Here is a 25,643-nt window from a genome sequence, read left to right on the forward strand (position 1 = left end):
TAGCGAAAGCTGGCATTTGTTTTACTTTTTAGCCGCATAAAGTCAAAATTAAGAATTCGTTACGGCTTCCAGAAATCCTTCAAGTGGACCGGCGAGTATACCTGAAGAAAGGACTTTAGATGCTTTTAGCGACGGCGCTGTTAATAATTGGTTTACTTCTGGTGGTCTACGGTGCCGACCGTCTGGTGTTCGCCGCATCCATTTTATGTCGAAACTTCGGTATTCCCCCCATTATCATCGGGATGACCGTGGTCAGCATGGGGACATCGTTACCCGAGATAATTGTCTCGGTTGCCGCATCAATAAATGGACAACTCGATTTAGCCGTCGGTACCGCCATCGGCTCTAACATTACCAACATCCTGCTTATTTTAGGCCTGTCGGCGCTGATTCATCCTTTTACCGTGCATTCTGATGTTCTGCGTCGTGAATTACCGCTAATGTTGCTGGTAAGTATTTTAGCCGCATCTGTCCTGTATGACGGGCAGTTGAGCCGCAGCGATGGATTCTTTCTTCTGCTTCTGGCCGTGCTATGGCTGCTATTCATTGTTAAAATCGCCCGCCTGGCCGAGCGACAAGGCAACGACAGCCTGACCCGCGAGCAGATTGCGGAGTTACCGCGCGAAGGCGGGTTACCGGTCGCATTTTTGTGGTTGGGCATTGCGCTGATTATTATGCCAATGGCAACGCGTATGGTGGTAGATAACGCAACCGTACTGGCGAACTACTTCGCCATGAGCGAACTCACCATCGGGCTAACGGTGGTCGCCATTGGTACCAGCCTGCCGGAGCTGGCAACGGCGATTGCGGGTCTGCGTAAAGGTGAGAACGATATTGCCGTCGGTAACATCATCGGCGCGAACATTTTTAATATTGTTATCGTCCTCGGGCTACCGGCGCTAATTACGCCGGGTGAAGTCAACCCGATGGCCTTCACCCGTGACTATAGCGTCATGCTGCTGGTGAGCGTAATTTTTGCACTACTCTGCTGGCGACGCCCGCGCCAGATTGGTCGCGGCGCGGGTGCGCTACTGACCGGCGGTTTTATCATATGGCTGGCGATGTTGTATTGGTTATCGCCACTTCTCGTTGGATAACTGGAAACGCATTATGTCGCACTTAGAGTTGCAACCGGGTTTTGACTTTCAGCAAGCAGGCAAGGAAGTCCTGGCAATTGAACGTGAAGGCCTGGCGGAGCTTGATCAGTACATCAACCAAAATTTTACTCTCGCATGCGAAAAAATATTCAGCTGCCCGGGCAAAGTCGTGGTGATGGGGATGGGGAAATCAGGACATATCGGACGGAAGATGGCGGCCACATTTGCCAGCACCGGTACCCCCTCATTTTTCGTACATCCAGGCGAAGCCGCACATGGCGATCTGGGTATGGTCTCGCCGCAGGATGTGGTTATCGCCATCTCTAACTCCGGTGAATCCAATGAGATAGCAGCGTTGATCCCGGTATTAAAACGTCTTCATGTACCGCTTATCTGCATGACCGGTCGTCCGGAAAGCAGCATGGCGCGTGCGGCAGATGTGCATCTGTGTGTTAAAGTGCCCAAGGAAGCTTGTCCGTTAGGCCTGGCGCCGACCAGCAGCACAACCGCCACGCTGGTAATGGGCGATGCGCTTGCCGTGGCATTATTAAAAGCGCGTGGTTTTACCGCGGAAGATTTTGCATTATCTCATCCCGGCGGCGCACTGGGCCGTAAGCTTTTGCTGCGCGTTAACGATATTATGCATACGGGAGATGAGATCCCGCATGTGACTAAAAGCGCCAGCCTGCGTGACGCCTTACTTGAGATCACGCGTAAAAATCTCGGCATGACCGTCATTTGCGATGATGCCATGAAGATTGACGGTATTTTCACCGATGGCGATTTACGTCGCGTTTTCGATATGGGCGTTGATGTACGCCAGTTAGGCATTGCCGATGTGATGACCCCTGGAGGCATTCGCGTGCGTCCGGGTATTCTTGCCGTCGATGCCCTGAACTTAATGCAGTCCCGCCATATCACCTCGGTAATGGTTGCTGATGGCGACCAGTTACTCGGTGTGTTACATATGCATGATCTGCTGCGTGCAGGTGTAGTGTAAGAAACTCAAGGATAACGAAAATGAGTAAAGCAGGTGCGTCGCTTGCGACCTGTTATGGACCCGTCAGCGCAGACGTTATCACCCGGGCAGAGAACATCCGTTTGCTGATCCTGGATGTGGATGGCGTACTGTCTGATGGTCTGATTTATATGGGCAACAACGGTGAAGAGCTGAAGGCTTTTAACGTCCGCGATGGTTACGGAATTCGCTGTGCGCTCACTTCCGGTATCGAGGTTGCCATTATTACCGGACGAAAGGCTAAACTTGTAGAAGATCGCTGTGCCACATTGGGGATCACGCATTTGTATCAGGGGCAGTCAGACAAACTGGTCGCCTTTAACGATCTCCTTAGCAAACTGGCAGTCGCGCCTGAAAATGTCGCGTACGTTGGTGATGACCTGATCGACTGGCCGGTGATGGCGCAAGTGGGATTAAGCGTGGCGGTGGCGGATGCGCATCCTCTGCTGATCCCGCGCGCCGATTACGTTACCCGCATCGATGGGGGACGTGGCGCGGTGCGTGAAGTCTGCGATTTATTACTCCTGGCGCAGGGCAAACTGGACGAGGCCAAAGGGCAATCGATATGAGCAAAACCAGACGTTGGGTTATCATTCTACTGTCGCTGGCTGTCCTTGTGATGATTGGTATTAATCTGGCTGACAAAGACGACGCCGCTCAGGTCGTCGTCAATAACAACGAGCCAACCTATAAGAGCGAACATACTGATACCGTTGTGTATAGTCCGGAAGGCGCACTGAGCTATCACTTGATCGCGCAAAACGTTGAATATTATTCGGAGCAAGCGGTTTCGTGGTTTACTCAACCAGTATTAACCACGTTTGATAAAGATAAAGTACCGACCTGGACGATCAAGGCTGATAAAGCCAAATTGACCAACGATCGGATGCTGTATCTGTATGGCCATGTTGAGGTCAACGCCCTGGTGCCCGACTCTCAACTACGCAGAATTACCACCGATAACGCGCAGATTAACCTGGTGACACAAGATGTCACTTCCGATGATCTCGTCACGTTATATGGCACAACATTTAACTCCAGCGGACTGAAGATGCGCGGCAACTTACGCAGCAAGAACGCCGAGCTGATTGAAAAGGTTAGAACCTCATATGAAATCCAAAACAAACAAACTCAGCCTTAATCTTGTGCTTGCCAGCTCACTTCTGGCCGCCAGCATCCCGGCATTGGCCGTTACCGGCGATACCGAGCAGCCGATTCACATTGAGTCGGACCAGCAGTCCCTGGATATGCAGGGCAACGTGGTGACGTTTACTGGTAACGTGATTGTGACTCAGGGCACCATTAAAATTAACGCCGATAAAGTCGTCGTAACCCGCCCTGGCGGTGAAGACGGTAAAGAAGTGATTGATGGTTACGGTGATCCCGCCACCTTTTACCAGATGCAGGACAACGGTAAGCCGGTGAAAGGCCGCGCCTCACACATGCACTATGAACTGGCGAAGGACTTCGTCGTTCTTACCGGTAAGGCTTACCTGGAACAGCTCGATAGCAACATCACGGGCGATAAGATCACCTATCTGGTAAAAGAGCAGAAAATGCAGGCCTTCAGCGATAAAGGCAAACGCGTCACCACCGTTCTGGTTCCGTCGCAGTTGCAGGACAAAAACAAGGCTCCGGCAGAGAAAAAAGGTAACTGATTCGTTATGGCAACATTAACTGCAAAGAACCTTGCAAAAGCCTATAAGGGCCGCCGTGTAGTGGAAGATGTCAGTCTGACCGTCAACTCCGGGGAGATTGTCGGTTTGCTCGGTCCTAACGGTGCGGGTAAGACAACGACCTTTTACATGGTAGTCGGCATTGTCCCGCGCGATGCGGGCAATATTATCATTGATGACGAAGACATCAGCCTGCTGCCTCTGCATGCGCGCGCGCGTCGCGGCATCGGCTATTTGCCGCAGGAAGCGTCTATTTTCCGTCGCCTGAGCGTGTTTGATAACCTGATGGCGGTGCTGCAAATTCGCGACGATCTGACCAGCGAGCAGCGCGAAGATCGCGCTAACGAGCTGATGGAAGAATTCCACATCGAACACCTGCGCGACAGCTTAGGTCAGTCGCTCTCCGGTGGTGAACGACGCCGCGTGGAGATCGCCCGGGCACTGGCGGCTAATCCGAAATTTATCCTGCTGGATGAACCGTTTGCCGGTGTTGACCCGATTTCCGTTATTGATATCAAACGGATCATCGAACACCTGCGCGACAGCGGGCTTGGGGTGCTGATTACCGACCATAACGTTCGCGAAACGCTGGCAGTGTGTGAGCGCGCCTATATCGTGAGTCAGGGCCACCTGATCGCGCACGGCACGCCAACAGAAATACTGCAGGATGAGCACGTTAAGCGCGTATACCTTGGGGAAGACTTCAGACTCTGATAGGGTAGAAGACTTCACGTCACCGCAGGAGAGAACAACTCTGAACATGAAGCAAGGTTTGCAACTCAGGCTTAGCCAACAACTGGCGATGACGCCTCAGCTACAACAGGCTATCCGTCTGTTGCAGCTGTCCACGCTGGAACTTCAGCAAGAACTTCAGCAAGCGCTGGAAAGTAACCCACTGCTCGAGCAAACCGATCTTCACGACGAAATTGATACCCAGGAAAAACAGGACAGCGAATCCCTCGACACCGCAGATGCTCTCGAACAAAAAGAGATGCCAGAGGAACTACCGCTTGACGCCAGTTGGGATGAAATTTACACCGCCGGTACGCCTTCTGGCACCAGCGGAGATTACATCGACGACGAACTGCCTGTGTACCAGGGTGAGACCACGCAATCGCTGCAGGATTACCTGATGTGGCAAGTGGAGCTGACCCCGTTCTCGGATACCGATCGCGCCATTGCGACATCCATCGTTGATGCGGTAGACGAAACCGGTTATCTCACCGTAACCCTGGACGATATTCTCGAAAGCATGGGCGATGACGACGTCGGTATGGACGAAATCGAAGCCGTGCTTAAACGCGTTCAGCGTTTTGATCCCGTGGGCGTAGCGGCCAAAGATCTCCGCGACTGCTTACTGATTCAACTTTCACAGTTTGATAAAACCACGCCGTGGCTGGAAGAAGCGCGCCTGATCATCAGCGATCATCTCGATCTGTTAGCCAATCATGACTTCCGCACGCTGATGCGCGTGACCCGGCTGAAAGAAGATGTGCTGAAAGAAGCCGTCAACCTCATCCAGTCGCTCGATCCCCGCCCAGGACAGTCGATCCAAACCGGCGAACCGGAATACGTCATCCCGGATGTGCTGGTGCGTAAGCATAACGATCGCTGGGTGGTCGAACTCAACGGCGACAGTATTCCACGGCTGCAGATTAACCAGCATTACGCCGCCATGTGCAACAGCGCGCGCAACGATGCTGACAGCCAGTTTATTCGTAGCAATCTGCAGGATGCGAAGTGGCTGATTAAAAGCCTGGAAAGTCGCAATGATACGCTGCTGCGCGTCAGTCGCTGCATCGTTGAACAGCAGCAAGCCTTCTTTGAGCAAGGCGAAGAGTTTATGAAACCGATGGTGCTGGCGGATATCGCCCAGGCCGTCGAGATGCACGAATCGACCATTTCCCGAGTGACCACGCAAAAGTATCTGCACAGTCCGCGCGGCATTTTTGAATTGAAGTATTTCTTTTCCAGTCACGTTAACACTGAAGGCGGAGGCGAAGCCTCGTCCACAGCTATCCGTGCGCTGGTGAAGAAATTAATTGCTGCGGAAAACCCCGCGAAACCGCTGAGTGACAGCAAGTTAACCTCTATGCTGTCAGAACAGGGTATCATGGTGGCACGCCGCACCGTTGCGAAGTACCGAGAGTCTTTATCCATTCCGCCGTCTAACCAGCGCAAACAGCTGGTCTGACCCAACCGATAAGGAAGACACTATGCAGCTCAACATCACTGGAAACAACGTCGAAATCACGGAAGCCCTGCGCGATTTTGTGAATACAAAATTCGCCAAGCTTGAACAATATTTCGACCGAATTAATCAGGTCTATATTGTGTTGAAAGTGGAGAAGGTTACACATATCTCGGACGCAACACTGCATGTGAACGGTGGCGAAATTCATGCCAGCGCGGAAGGTCAGGATATGTACGCCGCCATTGACGGTTTAATTGATAAACTGGCTCGGCAGTTAACAAAACATAAAGATAAACTGAAACAGCACTAACTTGTCCGGGCAGTTAGCGGGTGCAGGACGGCCTGTTGTGTAGCACAACAGGCCATTTGTACAGTTAGCGCTTAGGTGAAATTATGACAAATAACGATACGACTCTACAACTGAGCAATGTTCTTAACCAGGAATGTACACGCGCGGCCGTTCACTGCCAAAGCAAAAAACGCGCACTGGAAATCATCAGTGAACTGGCGGCAAAACAGCTCAGCTTGCCCTCTCAGGTGGTATTTGAAGCCATTCTGACGCGTGAAAAAATGGGCAGTACCGGCATCGGTAATGGTATTGCTATTCCGCACGGAAAGCTGGAAGAAGACACGATGCGCGCGGTTGGCGTGTTTGTGCAACTTGAAACGCCTATTGCTTTCGACGCCATTGATAATCAACCCGTCGATCTGCTTTTTGCTCTACTGGTTCCGGCAGACCAAACCAAGACGCATTTGCATACGTTGTCACTGGTCGCCAAACGTCTGGCAGATAAAACCATCTGCCGCCGCCTGCGCGCCGCACAGAGTGACCAGGAGTTGTATCAAATCATCACGGACACCGAAGGTGGACAGGATGAGGCATAACAACCCAATGGCATCCTTTTTTGTCGTTGTGAGGAGAAACAGTACATGGTACTGATGATCGTCAGCGGTCGTTCGGGGTCAGGTAAATCTGTCGCCCTGCGTGCGCTGGAAGATATGGGTTTTTACTGCGTGGATAACCTTCCCGTAGTGCTGTTGCCCGATCTGGCTCGTACTCTGGCCGATCGCCAGATTTCTGCGGCCGTCAGCATTGATGTGCGCAACATGCCTGAGTCCCCGGAAATTTTCGAGCAGGCGATGAACAACCTGCCTGAAGGCTTCTCACCGCAGTTGCTGTTCCTTGACGCCGATCGCAACACCCTGATTCGCCGCTACAGCGACACCCGTCGCCTGCATCCGCTTTCCAGCAAGAACTTATCTCTGGAAAGTGCTATCGATAAGGAAAGCGATTTGCTGGAGCCCCTGCGCTCTCGTGCTGACCTGATCGTTGATACCTCCGAAATGTCCGTGCACGAACTGGCGGAAATGTTGCGTACCCGACTGCTGGGCAAGCGTGAACGCGAATTGACAATGGTATTCGAATCCTTTGGTTTCAAACACGGTATCCCGATTGACGCGGATTACGTCTTTGACGTGCGCTTCCTGCCTAACCCGCACTGGGATCCGAAGCTGCGCCCGATGACCGGTCTTGACCGCCCCGTCGCTGCCTTCCTCGACAGGCACACAGAAGTACACAATTTTATCTACCAGACTCGCAGCTATCTTGAGCTATGGTTACCCATGCTGGAGACCAACAACCGCAGCTACCTCACCGTAGCCATCGGCTGTACCGGCGGGAAGCACCGTTCGGTGTATATTGCAGAGCAGCTGGCTGACTACTTCCGCTCACGCGGTAAAAACGTGCAGTCACGCCATCGCACGCTGGAAAAACGTAAATCATGACCGTGAAGCAAACCGTTGAAATCACGAATAAGCTGGGTATGCATGCCCGCCCAGCCATGAAACTGTTTGAATTGATGCAGGGCTTCGAAGCAGAAGTGTTGCTGCGTAATGATGAAGGAACGGAAGCCGAGGCCAACAGCGTTATCGCTCTGCTGATGCTGGATTCCGCCAAAGGGCGTCAGATAGAAGTTGAAGCCACGGGTCCACAGGAAGTTGAAGCCCTGGCAGCGGTAATTGCCCTGTTTAACTCAGGCTTTGACGAAGATTAATCGAGTACACAGAACGTAGCCAGTAGGCCGGATAAGGCGTTTACGCCGCATCCGGCAATAACTCAGCTAATACAGCTTATGTTCCCGCATAAACGACTCACCGCCTAACTGGCGCATTTGGCGCATAATCCACGCCTGACGGCTACGTACATAACCAGAAGGCGCATTCGCCTTAAAACGCATAGGATTGGGTAACACCGCCGCCAGCAAGGCCGCTTCAGACAAACTCAGCCGGCTGGCTGGCTTATGGAAATAGCGCTGCGCAGCGGCCTCCACGCCAAAAATTCCATCGCCAAACTCCGCAACGTTCAGATAGACGGTCAGAATACGTTTCTTGCTCCAGACAGTTTCCATACCCAGCGTTAGCCCGGCTTCAAGGCCCTTACGCACCCAGCTACGTCCATCCCACAGAAAGAGGTTTTTCGCCGTCTGTTGCGATAACGTCGACGCCCCGCGAATACGGTTCTCATTACGTTCGTTGTGCGCCAGCGCTTTCTCTATGGCGGAGACATCAAATCCCCAGTGCTCGGGAAACTTCTGGTCCTCTGCGGCAATCACCGCCAGCCCCATCCACACAGAGATCTCATCCATGCTCACCCAGTCCGAGTGCGCCACATAACCGAAATCACCGGACAGCCATGCACCCAGTTGCCGCTCGACCATTACCGCCGAGAACGGCACCGGCATCACGCTGAAAAGTGCGATGCCCCCGCCCCAGAATACGGCGAGGACAACGACCGTCCGCAGAAAGATACGCCGCAGAAAAGCGGTAACGCCTTTTCTCATTCAGCCAGCACCAGTACACGCGATACCAGTTTATCGATACCACTCGCAGCCTGAGCGATATCCTGCGCCAGCATATAGGCAGGCGTAGTGACAATTTTGTTGTCTTCATCGACGACAATGTCATCAACCGGACAAGGCACATGCTCAGCGCCCATCTCTTCCAGCACCTCTGCCGTATCGATATCAGTACCGATGGTCAGACGCAGCGGAAAGTCAAAAATTTTAGGTAACATGGCGGGCGCAATGCACATAAATCCCAGTGGCTTACCCGCCTGATGCATAGCCAGCGCCAGCGCAGCTAAATCACTGTCAACCCGGCATTCACTGCCCTGACTGGCAAAATTGCTCAGATTTTTAGCCGCGCCAAACCCGCCAGGCACTATCAACGCGTCCAGTTCTGTTGAGACTGCCTGAGCCAGTGGGCGAATCTCGCCGCGTGTAATACGTGCGGCTTCAATCAGCACATTACGCGTTTCCTGCATCGGCTCGCCGGTCAGATGATTAATCACATCCGCTTGTTGTTTATCCGGTGCGAAACAGACAGCCTGAGCGCCGTTGCGGGCAATGGCCAGAAGCGTGAGAACCGTTTCATGGATCTCTGCGCCGTCATACACGCCGCATCCGCTGAGCACTACACCCACTTTTTTCATCGCGATACTCCTTTTCTAAGCTGGCTGAAACATATTAGTTATTATGATTTAAATGCTACGCTTCACACATTTAACTGATTCATGTAACAAATTATTTAAGATTTGCTATCTTAACTGCGTGCGGCCTGAAAATTAGGGCTGCGCCCTTGTAAATAATGATAATAATTTACGGCGCAGCCACGATTTCCCTGGTGTTGGCGCAGTATTCGCGCACCCCGGTTAAGCCGGGGTCATTTTTTTTCCACGCTCGCCACCCAGGCCTTCAATACCGCCACATCGTGCTGCCACTCCTGCTTCATCTCTTCAATCCATTCAGCAACATTATCTTCCCAGGCAGGAAGATCCGGCGACTGGATCTGCTGGCCTAACTGTTGCAGGTGGCGCAGCCCAACAGAACCTGCCGCGCCTTTAATTTTATGGCCTTCCTCAACAACGCCTTTTTTGTCCCGAGCGGTCAGATTTGACTCCAGCACGCTCAAATATCCCGGCATCATCTTCTCAAACACCGCCAGCCCGTCGGTAATTAACTTCGGTCCCACCAGCTCGAGGTATTGTTCCAACATAGGAATATCTAACAGCGCTTGCGATTTACTGCTCTCTTCAGATGTCACAGTGCTCTCCTCTTTGTTTCGGGTATCCCAGTATTTTTTAATCATGGCGGTTAACGCTGGAACCGACAGCGGCTTACTCAGCACGTCGTCCATTCCCGCGTCCAGATACTCTTTTTTATCTTTCAGGACGTTGGCGGTAAGCGCAACCAGCGGCGGCAGGTCCTCACGGGCATATTTTTGCGTCAGCTCGCGCGAGATATCCAGGCCGGTCATATCCGGTAGCTGAATATCCAGCAGCACCAGGTCATATTCGCCCGGCGTGAACATTTCCAGCGCGGCTTTCCCGGTCATGGCGACATCCACGCTGTTGCCCAGTTTTTCCAGCACTGAACGTGCGACAATAACGTTCAGTTCAATGTCTTCCACCAGCAGCACATTCAGGGCGGGCAGCGGCATGTCATCGTCTTCAAAAGCGTCTTCAATCTCTTCCGCTACCGCAGGCGCATGCACGGTCAGCGTAAAAATGGAACCTTTGCCAGCCTGGCTTGAGACCGTAATATCACCGCCCATGTTTTTCGCCAGACGCTTCGATACGGCCAGTCCAATCCCGGTTCCCGTTGCCGGTTTGCCGCCGTTGCTGTCCTTAACCTGATAATACATGGCGAAGATTTTATCCTGCTCATCCTGCGGAATGCCGATCCCGGAATCTTCAACCTCGAAATGCAGCATGTTCCCCTGGTCATAGCGCGCGCGCACGGTCACCTGCCCCTGCTGGGTAAACTTCACGGCATTGCTGATAAGATTCCACAGAATCTGGCGCAAACGCGTGCCGTCGGTAATGACCTTATGCGGCAGCGGCAACGTTGGTTCAAGCACAAAACGCAGCCCTTTTTGCTGCGCCTGCAGGCCAGAGAGGTTTTCCAGATCCGCCATAAAACTGGTGAAATCAACAGGCTGGTTATCGAGCTGGACTTTACGTCGCTCCATCTTATCCATATCGATAATATCGTTGAAAATATTCCCCAGCGTCACGGCAGAGACGTGGATAGTTTTCAGGTATTTTTCCTGCTCAGCGGTCAGGTCCGTATCCAACAGGATCCGGCTTAAGCCGACAATGCCGTTAAGCGGGGTGCGCAGCTCGTGACTGATAGTTGAAATGAAGGTGGTCTTATCGCGGCTGGCGCGCTCAAGCGCGTCCTGATAACGCTTACGCTCGGTAATATCACGCCCAAAGCCCATCAGGCCATGTCGCTTACCTACGCGGTCATAGTAAGGCACCTTGCGAATTTCAAAGCAGGCTTTGCGTCCGTCCGGGTAGTCCAGCCACTGTTCGTAGGTGAGCGAAACGTTATGACGGAATACCTTCTCGTCGGTTTCAATAACCTTTTCAGCCGCCTCAGGGGAGTAAACATCAGCAGGTTTTAAATTCACCAATTGCTTTTCGCTTTTGCCGGTCAGCAGCTCCATGGCGCGGTTACAGCCGGAAAATTCTTTATCTTCATTACGATAAAAAACCAGATCCGGCGAGGCATCGAGGAAAGAGCGTAAGAAGGAAGACTGTTGCTCAAGCTGGATCTGCGCTTCCTCACGCTCTTTAATTTCGACCTTCAGCTGCTCGAACGTTTCCTGGCGCTCCGCTTCGGCTTTTTCGCGCTCAACAATTTCCTGATTGAGCTGGGCAATATTGTCTTTCAACTGCACATTGAGCTTGAGATCGCGCTCGCGCATCTCTTCCAGCTTTTGTACCAGTCGTGACAGGCGCTGCCGGGACTCTTCCAGTTGCTCCACCACCACTGACAGGAAATAGACGGCCCAGGGAGTAATTAACAGACCAAAAAAGATAGAGCGGATAACATCAATGCTTTCTACCTGGCCATGCAGCACCATGGTGACAGCCATCTGCACCACAATTGCCAACACGACCAGAGCCAGCGCCAATAGCAGCGAAAAGCGCACCAGACCCAACTTCATCATCAGGTCGACGTAATATTGCGCCAGCATACGGATTTGCTTCATAGAGAGTTCCTTCACGACAACTTGGCACAATAATACTCAATTCTCGGCGTGACGTTGAAGATTGTGCAAGAAATGCGGAGGTTATCGGTGAAATGACCGGGGAGTGGTTCATCGTAGGCCTGATAAGCGAAGCGCCATCAGGCAAGCAGACGCAGATTGCCGGATGCCGGATTTGCCTTATCCGGCGTCCGACCTACAGAAGATTAGCTCTCCGGCTGCACCCACGGCGTACCCAGCGCCGAGCCTTGCACGCCATGCTCGTTAAGGTATTTGTCCAGTTCGACCATCCCGGTCCAACGGTTTTCGCACCAGAGCGGCGCCAACAGCGTTGGGCGGCGCGCGCTGGCAGAAATGCGATGATAAATCACCTCTGGCGGCGTATGGCGGATCATCTCCCCGGCGGTAACCGTATAGTCGTCCAGCTCAATTCCGTTCAGTCGCCCGGCCTCCCAGGCTTTCGCCATCGTACTGCCTTTCACAATATGCAGCGGATGCAGCTTAATACCGTCAACGCCCGTCTCCACCACACGCTCCATGGTTTGCAGACATTCCGCCTGCCCCTCTCCCGGCAGACCAACAATCAAGTGTGAGCAGACCTTCAGCCCGCGCTCGCGCGCCAGCCGCGTGGTGTTCTGGTAGCAAGCGAAATCATGGCCGCGGTTAATGCGGTGCAGGGTTTTGTCATGCGCAGTTTGCAGACCGAGCTCCAGCCAAACCTCATAGCCGAGGTCTTTATACTCGCAAAGCAGGTCGAGTACCGCATCCGGCACGCAGTCGGGACGTGTGCCAACGCATAACCCGACAATGTTGGCCTGGCTGATCGCCTGTTGATACATCGAACGCAGCACCTGCACTTCAGCAAAGGTGCTGGTATAGGCCTGGAAATAGGCCAAATAGCGTTTCGCGCGATTGACCAGATGTGCCTGATGCTCAAGCTGCTCAGCAATGGAATGGTGCTGCTGCGCTTCATCAGCAAATGAGGCCACATTACAGAAAGTGCATCCGCCGCGACCGATGGTGCCATCACGATTTGGACAGCTAAAACCGCCGTGTAGCGTGAGTTTATGAACCTTTTGCCCATAACGGCGAGAAAGATCCCCACCAAACATATTGACTAATTTCTGTAACTGCATAATCTGGTAGACCGCGCCTTGAAAAGAGGCCAAAGCCTGCCATTTTTTACCCCAGTCGGCGATGACCTGGATCAATCGCCCTGGCGAGCCTTTATTTATTGCATAACAAATCAAAATAATCGGAATTTCATTCACTCGAAATATAATTACTTTTCCTTATATCCGGCAGTTTTTTTTATCTTCTTATACTCTCAGCGTAAAAACAGTATCTTTAAGACGCCAAAACTTTAAAAACCAGCATAAAATGCCAAGCATCTCGATAAACAAAGGCAGGACGAGAGATATCCGGCCTTTCTGACAGTGAGACAGATCACACTTCCCAGGGCATTCCCCTCAGGTTAAATCAATGTAAAAAACCCTTTTATTTCAATAAATTCATAAATTTAATTACCCCATAGCACATTTTTGCATAAATAAGATTGCCATTTGACCTGTGTGTGGATTCCCGATAACTTGGAAATCCGCTGGAAGCTTTCTGGATGAGCAGTCTGCTCATCATATTTATGCAGTAATTGAGATTCCCTCTGAAGCAAGTCCTCAAACTTGTTTGACCTGTGCGAAAAGGATAAAGAGGGCGAATGCGAGGTAAGCGTATGACACGCAAACCCCGTCGCCATGCTCTTGGTGTGCCCGTGCGCAACGGTCCAGATGGGAATCCCGCAGAGCCTGGGGAGGTTCACTGATATGTTGTACGATAAATCCCTTGAGAGGGATAACTGTGGTTTCGGCCTGATCGCCCACATAGAAGGCGAACCTAGCCACAAGGTAGTGCGTACCGCCATACACGCACTGGCCCGTATGCAGCACCGTGGCGCAATTCTTGCCGATGGAAAAACCGGCGATGGTTGCGGCCTGCTGTTACAAAAACCGGACCGCTTTTTCCGCATCGTGGCGCAAGAGCGCGGCTGGCGTTTAGCCAAAAACTACGCCGTCGGCATGATCTTTTTAAATAAAGACGCTGAGCTGGCCGCGGCTTCTCGTCGCATTGTTGAAGAAGAATTACAGCAGGAGACCCTGTCGATTGTCGGCTGGCGCGACGTGCCGACCAACGAAGGTGTTCTCGGTGAAATTGCGCTCTCCTCCCTGCCTCGTATCGAGCAAATTTTTGTCAACGCCCCTGCGGGCTGGCGCCCGCGTGATATGGAACGCCGCCTGTTCATCGCGCGCCGTCGTATTGAAAAACGTCTCCAGGAAGATAAAGACTTTTACGTCTGTAGCTTGTCGAACCTGGTCAATATCTATAAAGGTCTGTGTATGCCGGCGGATCTGCCGCGCTTTTACCTGGACCTCGCGGACCTGCGTCTGGAATCGGCCATCTGCCTGTTCCACCAGCGTTTCTCCACTAACACCGTACCACGTTGGCCGCTGGCGCAGCCGTTCCGCTACCTGGCGCACAACGGTGAAATCAACACCATCACCGGCAACCGCCAGTGGGCACGCGCACGTACCTATAAATTCCAGACGCCTTTGATCCCGGATCTGCACGACGCTGCGCCGTTCGTTAACGAAACCGGCTCCGACTCAAGTTCAATGGATAACATGCTGGAACTGCTGCTGGCAGGCGGGATGGACATCATCCGTGCCATGCGCTTACTGGTGCCGCCGGCCTGGCAGAACAACCCGGATATGGATCCGGAGCTGCGCGCATTCTTTGACTTTAACTCCATGCACATGGAGCCGTGGGACGGCCCGGCTGGCATCGTCATGTCCGACGGTCGCTTTGCCGCCTGTAACCTCGACCGAAACGGCCTGCGTCCGGCGCGCTACGTCATCACCAAAGACAAGCTGATTACCTGCGCTTCTGAAGTTGGGATCTGGGATTATCAACCGGATGAAGTGGTTGAGAAAGGCCGTGTCGGGCCTGGCGAGCTGATGGTTATCGATACCCGCAGCGGGCGCATTCTGCACTCTGCCGAAACCGATGACGATTTGAAAAGTCGTCATCCGTACAAAGAGTGGATGGAGAAGAACGTCCGTCGTCTGGTGCCGTTCGAAGATCTGGCTGACGATCAGGTCGGCAGCCGTGAACTGGACGATGACACCCTCGCCAGCTACCAAAAACAGTTTAACTACAGCGCCGAAGAGCTGGATTCCGTAATCCGCGTGCTCGGCGAAAATGGTCAGGAAGCGGTCGGTTCAATGGGTGATGATACCCCGTTTGCCGTGCTCTCCAGCCAGCCGCGCATCATTTATGACTACTTCCGCCAGCAGTTCGCGCAGGTGACTAACCCGCCGATCGACCCGCTGCGTGAAGCGCACGTTATGTCGCTGGCCACCAGCATCGGTCGTGAGATGAATGTCTTCTGCGAAGCCGAAGGCCAGGCACACCGCCTGAGCTTTAAATCGCCGATCCTGCTGTACTCCGATTTCACCCAACTGACGACCATGAAAGAGGAGCATTATCGCGCCGATCGCCTGGATATTACCTTCGACGTGACCGAAACCACGCTCGAAGAGACCGTCAAAGCCCTGTGTGATAAAGCCGAACAGATGGTGCGTAACGGCACCGTACTGCTGGTGCTCTCTGACCGTAACATCGCCAAAAACCGCCTGCCGGTTCCGGCGCCGATGGCCGTAGGCGCAGTGCAAACGCGTCTGGTTGAACAAAGCCTGCGTTGCGATGCCAACATCATCGTTGAAACCGCCAGTGCCCGTGACCCGCACCATTTTGCTGTCCTGCTCGGCTTTGGCGCGACGGCCATTTATCCGTATCTCGCGTATGAAACGCTGGGACGGTTGATCGACACTCAGGCGATTGCCAAAGATTACCGGACTGTGATGCTGAACTACCGTAACGGCATCAACAAAGGTCTGTACAAAATCATGTCCAAGATGGGCATCTCGACCATCGCCTCTTACCGCTGCTCGAAGCTGTTTGAAGCCGTTGGTCTGCATGATGATGTCGTTGCGCTGTGTTTCCAGGGCGTGGTCAGCCGCATCAGCGGCGCAGGGTTTACCGACTTCCAGCAGGATCTGCTGAATCTTTCCAAACATGCATGGCTGGCGCGTAAACCCATCAGCCAGGGCGGTTTGCTGAAATACGTCCACGGGGGCGAATACCACGCCTACAACCCGGACGTGGTACGCACGCTGCAACAGGCGGTACAAAGCGGTGAATACAGTGACTATCAGGAATATGCCCGGCTGGTCAATGAGCGTCCAGCGGCCACGCTGCGCGACCTGCTGGCGATTACGCCTGGCGATGAAGCCGTAAGCATTAACGAAGTCGAACCTGCAACCGAACTGTTTAAACGCTTTGATACCGCAGCCATGTCCATCGGCGCATTAAGCCCGGAAGCACACGAAGCGCTGGCCGAAGCTATGAACAGCATCGGCGGTAACTCGAACTCCGGTGAAGGCGGCGAAGACCCGGCGCGCTACGGCACTAACAAGGTGTCGCGGATTAAGCAGGTTGCTTCTGGTCGCTTTGGCGTAACCCCGGCGTATCTGGTCAACGCCGATGTTATTCAGATTAAAGTCGCTCAGGGCGCGAAGCCTGGCGAAGGCGGTCAGTTACCAGGTGATAAAGTCACCCCGTACATCGCCAAACTGCGCTATTCGGTGCCGGGGGTGACGCTGATCTCCCCGCCGCCGCACCACGATATCTACTCTATCGAGGACTTAGCGCAGCTGATTTTCGACCTCAAACAGGTCAACCCGAAAGCGATGATCTCGGTCAAGCTGGTTTCCGAACCGGGCGTTGGCACCATCGCCACTGGCGTGGCGAAAGCCTATGCGGACCTTATCACCATTGCTGGCTACGACGGCGGCACCGGCGCAAGCCCGCTCTCCTCCGTGAAATATGCGGGCTGCCCGTGGGAACTGGGTCTGGTGGAAACCCAGCAGGCGCTGGTGGCTAACGGCCTGCGTCACAAGATTCGTCTGCAGGTCGATGGCGGTCTGAAAACCGGCGTCGATATCATTAAAGCGGCGATTCTGGGTGCGGAAAGCTTTGGTTTCGGCACCGGTCCGATGGTGGCGTTGGGCTGTAAATACCTGCGTATTTGCCACCTGAACAACTGTGCAACCGGCGTGGCGACTCAGGACGACAAACTGCGTAAGAACCACTATCACGGCCTACCGTTCAAAGTGACCAACTACTTTGAATTTATCGCCCGCGAAGTGCGCGAGCTGATGGCCGAGCTGGGCGTGAAACGTCTGGTGGATCTTATTGGTCGTACCGACCTGCTCAAAGAGCTGGAAGGATTTACCGCCAAACAGCAGAAGCTGGAGCTGTATCGTCTGCTGGAAACCGCTGAACCACATCCGGGTAAAGCGCTGCATTGCACCGAGAACAACCCGCCGTTTGATAACGGCGTACTGAACGCCCAACTGTTACAGCAGGCGAAACCGTATGTCGACGAGCGCCAGAGTAAAACCTTCTGGTTCGATATCCGCAACACCGACCGTTCAGTTGGCGCGTCGCTGTCGGGCTATATCGCTCAAACGCATGGCGATCAGGGGCTGGCATCTGACCCGATCAAAGCGCACTTCAGCGGTACCGCAGGCCAGAGCTTCGGCGTGTGGAACGCAGGCGGCGTGGAGCTGTATCTGACCGGCGATGCCAACGACTATGTCGGTAAAGGCATGGCGGGCGGCCTGCTGGCAGTGCGTCCTCCGGTTGGCTCCGCTTTCCGTAGCCATGAGGCGAGCATCATTGGTAACACCTGTCTGTACGGTGCCACCGGTGGCCGCCTGTTTGCCGCGGGTCGTGCGGGTGAGCGCTTTGCAGTACGTAACTCCGGGGCTATCACCGTGGTTGAAGGTATTGGCGACAACGGCTGCGAATATATGACCGGCGGCATCGTCTGTATTCTCGGCAAAACGGGCGTCAACTTCGGGGCGGGTATGACGGGCGGATTCGCCTACGTGCTCGACGAAGACGGTGAATTCCGCAAACGCGTGAACCCGGAACTGGTAGAAGTGCTGAGCGTGGACTCGCTGGCTATTCACGAGGAACACCTGCGCGGTCTGATTACCGAGCACGTCCAGCATACCGGCTCTTCACACGGCGAAGAGATCCTGGCTAACTGGCCAGCATTCTCTGCGAAATTCGCGCTGGTAAAACCAAAATCCAGTGATGTGAAAGCACTGTTGGGTCACCGTAGTCGTAGCGCAGCAGAGCTGCGTGTGCAGGCGCAGTAAGGGGTAGCAGCAATGAGTCAGAACGTATACCAATTTATCGACCTGCAGCGTGTTGATCCGCCGAAGAAGCCGCTGAAGATCCGTAAGATCGAATTTATCGAGATCTACGAGCCTTTTTCTGAAGGTCAGGCCAAAGCACAGGCAGACCGCTGCCTGTCTTGCGGCAACCCGTACTGCGAGTGGAAATGCCCGGTGCATAACTACATCCCGAACTGGCTGAAGCTGGCAAATGAGGGACGTATCTTTGAAGCGGCAGAACTGTCGCACCAGACCAACACCCTGCCGGAAGTCTGTGGTCGTGTGTGCCCACAGGACAGACTGTGCGAAGGATCCTGTACGCTGAACGATGAGTTCGGCGCAGTGACCATCGGCAACATCGAGCGCTATATCAACGATAAAGCGTTCGAAATGGGCTGGCGTCCGGATATGACCGGCGTGCGCCAGACTGACAAGCGCGTAGCGATCATCGGTGCGGGTCCGGCGGGTCTGGCCTGTGCCGACGTGTTGACCCGCAACGGCGTGAAGGCGGTGGTATTTGACCGTCACCCGGAAATCGGCGGCCTGCTGACCTTCGGTATCCCGGCCTTCAAGCTGGAAAAAGAGGTCATGACCCGTCGTCGTGAAATCTTCACCGACATGGGCATCGAGTTCAAACTGAATGTGGAAGTGGGCCGCGATGTGCAGCTCGACTCCCTGCTGAAGGATTACGACGCCGTGTTCCTTGGCGTAGGTACCTATCAGTCGATGCGTGGTGGGCTGGAAAACGAAGACGCTTCCGGCGTATTTGATGCCCTGCCGTTCCTGATCGCCAATACTAAACAGTTGATGGGCTTTGGCGAAAGCAGCGATGAGCCGTACATCAGCATGGAAGGCAAACGCGTCGTCGTTCTCGGCGGTGGCGATACCGCGATGGACTGCGTGCGGACCTCGGTTCGCCAGAACGCAGCACACGTCATCTGCGCCTATCGTCGTGACGAAGAAAACATGCCGGGTTCTAAGCGCGAAGTGAAAAACGCGCGCGAAGAAGGTGTAGAGTTCCAGTTCAACGTCCAGCCGTTAGGCGTGGAAGTGAATGCCAACGGTAAAGTATGCGGCGTGAAAATGGCGCGTACCGAAATGGGCGAACCGGATGCGAAGGGCCGTCGCCGCGCGGAGATCGTCGCCGGTTCCGAGCACGTTGTTCCGGCTGATGCGGTGCTACTGGCGTTCGGCTTCCGCCCGCACAGTATGGAGTGGCTGAAAGAGCACAGCGTCGAACTGGATTCTCAGGGTCGTATTATTGCGCCGGAACGCAGCGATAACGCCTTCCAGACCAGCAACCCGAAAATCTTCGCCGGTGGCGACATCGTGCGTGGTTCGGATCTGGTAGTTACCGCGATTGCCGAAGGTCGAAAAGCGGCGGACGGTATCCTGAACTACCTGGAAGTGTAATACTTCTGGCTCCCCTGCCACAGCCTGACGCTGATGGATGGGGAGCCAATATTTCTCCGCAAAATACATGCGGAATCATTCTTCGAAAACCGCTCGCAAACCATGCTGGAAACTCAACTCGCACGCGGTGGTTCACTGACGACGGAGAAAAACCAGCGAACCATTAACCCCACAAATAATTATCAAGAAAACATCACACGGAAACGTTTGCTTTATTCTGAGAACTGTATATTATGCGGCGGATTTTTTGGGCAAAATTCATGGAGGCGTTGTGTCGCAGGACAACAATTATAGCCAGGGCCCCGTCCCTCTGGCGGCGCGGAAAGGCGTGATTCCACTAACATTTGTCATGTTGGGGCTCACATTTTTTTCCGCCAGTATGTGGACCGGTGGCACACTCGGTACCGGTCTTTCTTATAATGATTTCTTCCTGGCAGTTCTCTTCGGTAATCTTCTCCTCGGTATTTACACTGCATTTCTCGGCTTTATCGGCGCAAAAACAGGTCTCTCAACCCACCTTCTGGCGCGTTACTCATTTGGTTTGAAAGGTTCATGGCTTCCTTCACTGCTGTTAGGCGGCACACAGGTAGGTTGGTTTGGCGTGGGTGTAGCCATGTTTGCTATCCCGGTCGGCAAAGCGACGGGGCTTGACGTCAATATCCTGATTGCGGTTTCCGGTCTGTTGATGACCCTGACCATCTTTTTTGGTATTTCGGCCCTGACCGTTTTATCTATCATCGCCGTACCTGCCATCGTCATTCTTGGCAGCTACTCCGTCTGGCTGGCGGTGAGCGATGTAGGCGGTTTAGATCATTTAAAAGCGATAGTGCCGCAGACGCCGCTTAATTTCTCCACCGCGCTGGCGCTGGTGGTCGGCTCGTTTGTCAGCGCTGGGACGTTAACTGCCGACTTTGTTCGCTTTGGCCGCAACGCCAAAGGCGCGGTGCTGATTGCCATGGTGGCGTTTTTCCTTGGCAATTCGCTGATGTTTATTTTCGGCGCAGCGGGTGCCGCCGCTGTTGGACAGGCAGATATCTCTGACGTGATGATTGCCCAGGGACTGCTGCTGCCCGCAATTGTGGTGCTTGGCCTGAATATCTGGACCACCAACGACAATGCGCTATACGCCTCAGGCCTTGGATTTGCCAATATTACCGGCCTTTCCAGCCGTACGCTGTCAGTGGCTAACGGAATTATCGGCACACTGTGCGCGCTGTGGCTTTACAATAACTTTGTCGGCTGGCTGACATTTCTGTCGGCAGCAATTCCCCCAATTGGCGGGGTGATTATCGCCGACTATCTGCTGAACCATCGCCGGTATGCCGACTTCCGCAAAGCGCAATTTATTTCCGTAAACTGGATAGCTATCCTGTCCGTTGCACTGGGCATTGCCGCCGGCCACTATATCCCCGGCATCGTGCCCGTCAACGCCGTACTCGGCGGCGTATTCAGCTATATCCTGCTGAATCCCCTTTTCAATCGCAGCCTTGTTAAATCACCAGAGGTCAGCCATGCAGAATAATAACATCACCATTCGTCAGGCGCGTTTACAGGGACGCGAAGGATTGTGGCAGCTCACGATTGAAGACGGGCGCTTCAGCCGGATTGAGCCTCAGGACGCAGCTACGTTGCCACAGGGTGAAGTGCTTGATGCCGAAGGTGGTCTGGCAATTCCCCCGTTTGTTGAGCCACATATCCATCTCGACACCACGCAAACCGCGGGGGAGCCGAGCTGGAACCAGTCTGGTACATTGTTTGAGGGCATTGAGCGCTGGGCCGAACGTAAGGCAATGCTCACTCACGAAGACGTCAAAGCGCGCGCCATGCAGACCCTGAAGTGGCAAATGGCCAACGGCATTCAGTATGTCCGTACTCACGTTGACGTTTCCGACCCTACGTTGACGGCGCTAAAAGCCATGCTGGAGGTGAAGCAAGAAGTCGCTCCGTGGGTAGAACTGCAGATTGTGGCGTTCCCGCAAGAGGGTATTCTTTCTTACCCCAACGGTGAGGCGTTATTAGAGGAAGCCGTGCGTCTGGGTGCCGATGTCATTGGCGCGATCCCCCACTTCGAATTCACGCGTGAATATGGCGTGGAGTCGCTGCACAAAATTTTCGCCCTCGCGCAAAAATACGACAGGCTTATCGACGTGCACTGCGACGAAATTGACGATGAGCAATCACGCTTTGTTGAAACCGTCGCGGCGCTGGCGCATCGCTACAATATGGGCGAACGCGTGACCGCCAGCCATACCACGGCAATGCACTCCTATAACGGCGCGTATGCTTCCCGTCTTTTCCGCCTGTTGAAAATGTCCGGCATTAACTTTGTCGCCAATCCACTGGTGAATATTCACCTGCAAGGGCGCTTTGACACATATCCTAAACGCCGCGGCGTAACGCGCGTCAAAGAGATGCTGGAGGCGGAGATCAACGTCTGCTTCGGTCATGATGACGTCTTCGACCCGTGGTATCCGCTGGGTACCGCGAATATGCTGCAGGTGCTGCATATGGGGTTACACGTGTGCCAGTTGATGGGGTACGGGCAGATTAACGATGGGCTGAACCTGGTCACCACCCACAGCGCGAAAACCCTGCACCTGCAGGACTACGGTCTGAACGTGGGGAATTCCGCGAATCTGGTGATTTTACCGGCAGAGAATGGATTTGATGCAGTTCGTCGCCAGACGCCTGCCCGTTATTCCATTCGTCACGGGCGAGTCATTGCCGAGACTGTGCCAGCTCGGACTACGCTGCATCTGACCCAGCCAGAAGCGGTGACGTTTAAACGCTAGGTCGTTATATTCCATGTCGGATGGCGCAAGCCTTGCCATCCGACACGGTCTCTCATCGTCAGGCTTGTAATAAGCTGGCGCGCACCTTGATCACCACCTTTTTGATATCCATCGGGGCCTGCGCCACGCAACCCGGTTTATGCGGCTCGCCCGGCATAAAAATCACAAATCTTCCCGGCTTCAGTACCATAGCCTGCTCATCGGCAATCTGGCTGCACAGCTGATAATCATCCTCAACGTGCATCTCTTCGCACTGACGAGCAGAATCGGCCATCCCAAACAGAATACGTTCTTCGCCGGATAGCAGCACCTGAATGTCAATGTACTGCTGATGCAGCTCCGCTTTCTTGTGCTCTGGGCTCTGCGTTGCAAATTGCATGACATTCATAAAAATATTATCGCCCTGCAACTCGTAGCGCCCAGGCGTCTTCTCCTGCGGATTCGCCGCAACGGCAAGCGTTAATGCCTGCTGCAAGACCGGATGTAATCCGGCAGAAGGCAGTGAACGCAACTCATCTGACATCATAATCAATCTCCCTGGGCCAACAGCGCGGCCCCCAGTAATCCAGCGTCATGACGGTAATGCGCCGCCAGTAATTCCACGTGATAGGCCAAAGGCTCTTGTGCCAGATAATGTTCCACCAGCGCCAGATACCCTTCAGCCAACCCAACGCTGCCGCCAATCACCACGATCTGGCAATCGGTCGTGGCCTTAACATCGGCGACAAGCCTTGCCAGGGTCCGCGCTGAACGATGGATCAACCGGCTTGCTTGCTCATCCCCCTGCCCGGCGCGGCTAAAAATGGTTTTGGCGTCGCATCCAGCAAGCGCGCCTTCGGCTGCCGCCGCTATTCCACGTCCGGAAGCGATCGCCTCAACGCAGCCCACACGCCCGCAGCCGCAAACAGGCCCATGCGGATCAGCCAGCGTATGTCCCAGATGCCCGGCCAGACCGCCGCTGCCGGTCAGCAGTTTTCCTTCGCTGACCACCCCACCGCCCACGCCGGTGGAAACGGTAATAAACACCATATCACGGTACTCGCCGCCAAGCGCATGATACTCAGCCCATGCCGCTGCCTGGGCATCATTGACTGCCAGCGTCGGCAACGCGGTAAGATCTTTTAGCGTTTGTACCAAAGGAAAATGCAGTAGCCCGCCGAGATTGTACGGATTCAGCGCCAGTAGAGAACCTTCGCGGATAATCCCCGTCGAAGCGATCGCCACCCGCGTTGCCTGCCCCTGTAACGGCGCAATCAGAGCATATAACGCGGCGCGCAGTACATCCGGCGTTTTGCTGGCAGGCGTTGGCAATTCACGCCGCTCGCGGATTTGCAGATTACTGTCTATCAGCGCGGCAGCCAGTTTGGTGCCGCCGATATCAATCGCCAGCGTGGTCATGACACAGCCTTCTGCATCGCGGTGATAATCTTTTTATCCTGTTGCTCAAATAGCGACATCGTTCTTCCCTTACGTCATTGCCCGGTTTAGCGCCGGGCAACCCGATTAACTTTTGGATTTCACCATGGTGCTTTTGTCACCGCCGAACGGCACGGCCCCGCTAAACGGTCGACCATCAATGGCATCATGCGTACGCAACGCTTCAGGGCGCAGCCAGCGCTGTACGCGGGACGGCATATCGAGACCAATCAGCAGGATCACCACAAATGTCAGACCGAAAGAGAGCGATCCCAGCGCGGTTCCGAGATCCAGACGTTGGGCAATCAGCGCGCCGATGATCGGCGCCAGTGCCCCGCCCAGTGCGCCCACGTTGTAGGTGAAGCCCAGGCCCGCCGCACGCTGGTCGGTATCGAAATAGCCACCGATCAGTTTTGGTAAGATCCCGGAGATCCCTTGACCAAGCATTTGCTGGAAAAACAACAATAAACCCAGTACCCAGACGTTTGAGCCGCCAATCGCGAACACTGGAATAATCAGCAGTTGCGAAGCCAGTAGACTGCAGACATAAGCTTTACGCGTGCCCAGCCAGTCACCAAGAAAACCACCGACGCAACAACCGACCGCCGCGCCAAAGCCGCTAAAGAAGAGCACTCTGGCAACCGTTGAGGGGTCATACATGAGTTCGGTTTTCAAATATGTAGGCAGCAGCGCCTGAATCGGCCACGAGTACAAGAAGGCGAATAGCACGACCACCATCAGCATGACGCCCGTCGGCCAGCGTTTCCCGCTGCTTTGCACCATAAAGCTAATGAAGATAAACGCGCAGATCAGTCCAAGAACCGCCACGATAGCCGCATTTTGCAGGTTGCCAGCAAAGCAGAACCACAGCGCGGTTGCGGCGGCGAGCGTCATCAGAATATTAATTACCCGATGCTCACCCCGGTAGAGAATGTCCACCATCGTGCGTACCGGCGCTTTGCCTTCGTGTTTCTCTTTCCAGTCTTCCGCTTCCGGAATATTTTTACGCAGCCAGAGGGCGAAGATAATGGGCAAAATGCCGATGAAGAACAGCGCGCGCCACCCCCAGATCGGGACCACCAGGCTGTAAACCTGGGCGGCGATAACTGCGCCAACGGAGAAGCCGGAAATCAGGAAGCCGCTGGCTTTGTTTCGCAGGTGTTTTGGCCAGCTTTCAATAACATAGGTTGCGCTGGAGCCGTACTCACCCGCCATTCCCATACCGATAACCAGGCGGGCGATAAACATGGTGGTGTAGCCCGGCGCGAAGCCGCAGGCCAGCGTCCCCACGGAGAACAGAATGATGCTGGTGACCATCGCCAGGCGGCGTCCGTAACGATCGCCCATGGCCCCCAGCATTAATCCGCCAAACCAACGGGAGATAAAGGCGGCCGAGATCAGGCTGGCAGCCTGCACCGTCGTCAGTCCGAATTCACCTTGTACTTCAGTTAGCACAAGGGCGATTAATACAAAATCAAAACCATCAAGTAAATATCCCAGCCAGGCGGCGGAAAATGCCCGCCATTGCGCCCGATTGAGATGGCGATACCACGGGATGCTCTGGGTAGAAGTACTCATTTTACTCTCCCGACGATTTTTGTTGTTGTGCCGGACGGCGGCTTTGCCCTATCCGGCCTAAAGTCGAAAAATCCAGGCCGGGCAAGCGAAGCGCCCCCGGCGACCC

General features: G+C 54.1%; 22 protein-coding genes and 1 pseudogene. 16 read left to right on the plus strand and 7 right to left on the minus strand.

Annotation, left to right across the window (positions count from 1 at the left end; all coding sequences use genetic code 11):
- The first annotated feature begins 119 nt into the window (after nt 1-119).
- From OGV94_RS05700 to npr, 11 genes are all read left to right on the plus strand, one after another.
- Nucleotides 120-1,097 carry a calcium/sodium antiporter gene (locus OGV94_RS05700; RefSeq protein ID WP_043017797.1) on the plus strand — a complete coding sequence of 326 codons (978 nt, stop codon included), beginning with the start codon at nt 120-122 and terminating at the stop codon, nt 1,095-1,097.
- Between the two features lie 13 nt (nt 1,098-1,110).
- Nucleotides 1,111-2,097, plus strand: coding sequence for an arabinose-5-phosphate isomerase KdsD (kdsD, locus tag OGV94_RS05705; RefSeq protein ID WP_043017798.1), 987 nt, complete (start codon nt 1,111-1,113; stop codon nt 2,095-2,097).
- Between the two features lie 20 nt (nt 2,098-2,117).
- A complete protein-coding gene (gene kdsC / locus OGV94_RS05710) occupies nt 2,118-2,684 on the plus strand; it encodes a 3-deoxy-manno-octulosonate-8-phosphatase KdsC (protein ID WP_047408330.1) in 567 nt (188 codons plus the stop codon).
- Nucleotides 2,681-3,256 carry an LPS export ABC transporter periplasmic protein LptC gene (lptC, locus tag OGV94_RS05715; protein WP_043017800.1) on the plus strand — a complete coding sequence of 192 codons (576 nt, stop codon included), beginning with the start codon at nt 2,681-2,683 and terminating at the stop codon, nt 3,254-3,256. Before kdsC ends, lptC begins: the two co-directional genes overlap by 4 nt.
- Nucleotides 3,225-3,773 carry a lipopolysaccharide ABC transporter substrate-binding protein LptA gene (gene lptA / locus OGV94_RS05720; RefSeq protein WP_032945118.1) on the plus strand — a complete coding sequence of 183 codons (549 nt, stop codon included), beginning with the start codon at nt 3,225-3,227 and terminating at the stop codon, nt 3,771-3,773. The genes lptC and lptA overlap by 32 nt, the downstream gene beginning before the upstream one ends.
- 6 nt (nt 3,774-3,779) lie before the next feature.
- On the plus strand, nt 3,780-4,505 hold the full coding sequence (lptB, locus tag OGV94_RS05725; RefSeq protein WP_003828761.1) for an LPS export ABC transporter ATP-binding protein: 726 nt from the start codon (nt 3,780-3,782) through the stop codon (nt 4,503-4,505).
- A 46-nt stretch (nt 4,506-4,551) separates the two neighbouring features.
- Nucleotides 4,552-5,985: an RNA polymerase factor sigma-54 gene (gene rpoN / locus OGV94_RS05730; protein WP_286522806.1), complete on the plus strand. Its 1,434-nt coding sequence runs from the start codon at nt 4,552-4,554 to the stop codon at nt 5,983-5,985.
- Nucleotides 5,986-6,007: 22 nt separating this feature from the next.
- The gene (hpf, locus tag OGV94_RS05735; RefSeq protein WP_003025078.1) at nt 6,008-6,295 is read left to right on the plus strand and encodes a ribosome hibernation promoting factor; all 288 of its coding nucleotides are present in this window, start codon (nt 6,008-6,010) and stop codon (nt 6,293-6,295) included.
- A gap of 83 nt (nt 6,296-6,378) precedes the next feature.
- Complete coding sequence (gene ptsN / locus OGV94_RS05740) at nt 6,379-6,870, plus strand: PTS IIA-like nitrogen regulatory protein PtsN (protein ID WP_006687857.1); 492 nt, start codon at nt 6,379-6,381, stop codon at nt 6,868-6,870.
- A 45-nt stretch (nt 6,871-6,915) separates the two neighbouring features.
- Nucleotides 6,916-7,770, plus strand: coding sequence for an RNase adapter RapZ (rapZ, locus tag OGV94_RS05745; protein WP_003025085.1), 855 nt, complete (start codon nt 6,916-6,918; stop codon nt 7,768-7,770).
- Entirely contained in the window at nt 7,767-8,039 is a 273-nt protein-coding gene (gene npr / locus OGV94_RS05750; protein WP_003828770.1) for a PTS phosphocarrier protein NPr, read from the plus strand. Before rapZ ends, npr begins: the two co-directional genes overlap by 4 nt.
- Before the next feature lie 66 nt (nt 8,040-8,105).
- Here npr and mtgA read toward each other — a convergent pair whose 3' ends face one another.
- The 4 genes from mtgA to mnmL all read right to left on the minus strand — a co-directional run bounded on the left by mtgA (nt 8,106) and on the right by mnmL (nt 13,175).
- Nucleotides 8,106-8,825, minus strand: coding sequence for a monofunctional biosynthetic peptidoglycan transglycosylase (mtgA, locus tag OGV94_RS05755; protein ID WP_200008307.1), 720 nt, complete (start codon nt 8,823-8,825; stop codon nt 8,106-8,108).
- On the minus strand, nt 8,822-9,475 hold the full coding sequence (gene elbB / locus OGV94_RS05760) for an isoprenoid biosynthesis glyoxalase ElbB (protein WP_043017803.1): 654 nt from the start codon (nt 9,473-9,475) through the stop codon (nt 8,822-8,824). Before elbB ends, mtgA begins: the two co-directional genes overlap by 4 nt.
- A 230-nt stretch (nt 9,476-9,705) precedes the next feature.
- Entirely contained in the window at nt 9,706-12,042 is a 2,337-nt protein-coding gene (gene arcB / locus OGV94_RS05765; RefSeq protein ID WP_043017804.1) for an aerobic respiration two-component sensor histidine kinase ArcB, read from the minus strand.
- Nucleotides 12,043-12,245: 203 nt separating this feature from the next.
- A complete protein-coding gene (gene mnmL / locus OGV94_RS05770; protein ID WP_100194892.1) occupies nt 12,246-13,175 on the minus strand; it encodes a tRNA modification radical SAM protein MnmL/YtqA in 930 nt (309 codons plus the stop codon).
- A 684-nt stretch (nt 13,176-13,859) separates the two neighbouring features.
- On the opposite strand from mnmL, the gene gltB reads away from it, so the two are divergent.
- The 5 genes and pseudogenes from gltB to OGV94_RS05795 all read left to right on the plus strand — a co-directional run bounded on the left by gltB (nt 13,860) and on the right by OGV94_RS05795 (nt 22,543).
- A complete protein-coding gene (gene gltB / locus OGV94_RS05775) occupies nt 13,860-18,320 on the plus strand; it encodes a glutamate synthase large subunit (protein ID WP_123915741.1) in 4,461 nt (1,486 codons plus the stop codon).
- A gap of 12 nt (nt 18,321-18,332) precedes the next feature.
- On the plus strand, nt 18,333-19,751 hold the full coding sequence (locus OGV94_RS05780; protein WP_003828781.1) for a glutamate synthase small subunit: 1,419 nt from the start codon (nt 18,333-18,335) through the stop codon (nt 19,749-19,751).
- A 90-nt stretch (nt 19,752-19,841) separates the two neighbouring features.
- Nucleotides 19,842-19,904, plus strand: a pseudogene (locus tag OGV94_RS05785) (hypothetical protein); the annotation flags it as partial.
- A gap of 118 nt (nt 19,905-20,022) precedes the next feature.
- Nucleotides 20,023-21,273 (plus strand): cytosine permease, encoded by a 1,251-nt coding sequence (gene codB, locus OGV94_RS05790; protein ID WP_100193686.1) that lies wholly within the window; start codon nt 20,023-20,025, stop codon nt 21,271-21,273.
- Nucleotides 21,263-22,543: a cytosine deaminase gene (locus OGV94_RS05795; RefSeq protein WP_220771788.1), complete on the plus strand. Its 1,281-nt coding sequence runs from the start codon at nt 21,263-21,265 to the stop codon at nt 22,541-22,543. The genes codB and OGV94_RS05795 overlap by 11 nt, the downstream gene beginning before the upstream one ends.
- A 58-nt stretch (nt 22,544-22,601) precedes the next feature.
- Here OGV94_RS05795 and nanQ read toward each other — a convergent pair whose 3' ends face one another.
- The 3 genes from nanQ to OGV94_RS05810 all read right to left on the minus strand — a co-directional run bounded on the left by nanQ (nt 22,602) and on the right by OGV94_RS05810 (nt 25,537).
- Complete coding sequence (gene nanQ, locus OGV94_RS05800; protein WP_047408316.1) at nt 22,602-23,069, minus strand: N-acetylneuraminate anomerase; 468 nt, start codon at nt 23,067-23,069, stop codon at nt 22,602-22,604.
- Nucleotides 23,070-23,071: 2 nt separating this feature from the next.
- On the minus strand, nt 23,072-23,941 hold the full coding sequence (gene nanK, locus OGV94_RS05805; RefSeq protein WP_286522809.1) for an N-acetylmannosamine kinase: 870 nt from the start codon (nt 23,939-23,941) through the stop codon (nt 23,072-23,074).
- A gap of 105 nt (nt 23,942-24,046) precedes the next feature.
- The gene (locus OGV94_RS05810; protein ID WP_043017810.1) at nt 24,047-25,537 is read right to left on the minus strand and encodes an MFS transporter; all 1,491 of its coding nucleotides are present in this window, start codon (nt 25,535-25,537) and stop codon (nt 24,047-24,049) included.
- Nucleotides 25,538-25,643: the final 106 nt, after the last annotated feature.

The organism is Citrobacter sp. Ce006 (genome assembly GCF_030336535.1).
GTDB classification, from domain to species: domain Bacteria; phylum Pseudomonadota; class Gammaproteobacteria; order Enterobacterales; family Enterobacteriaceae; genus Citrobacter; species Citrobacter europaeus.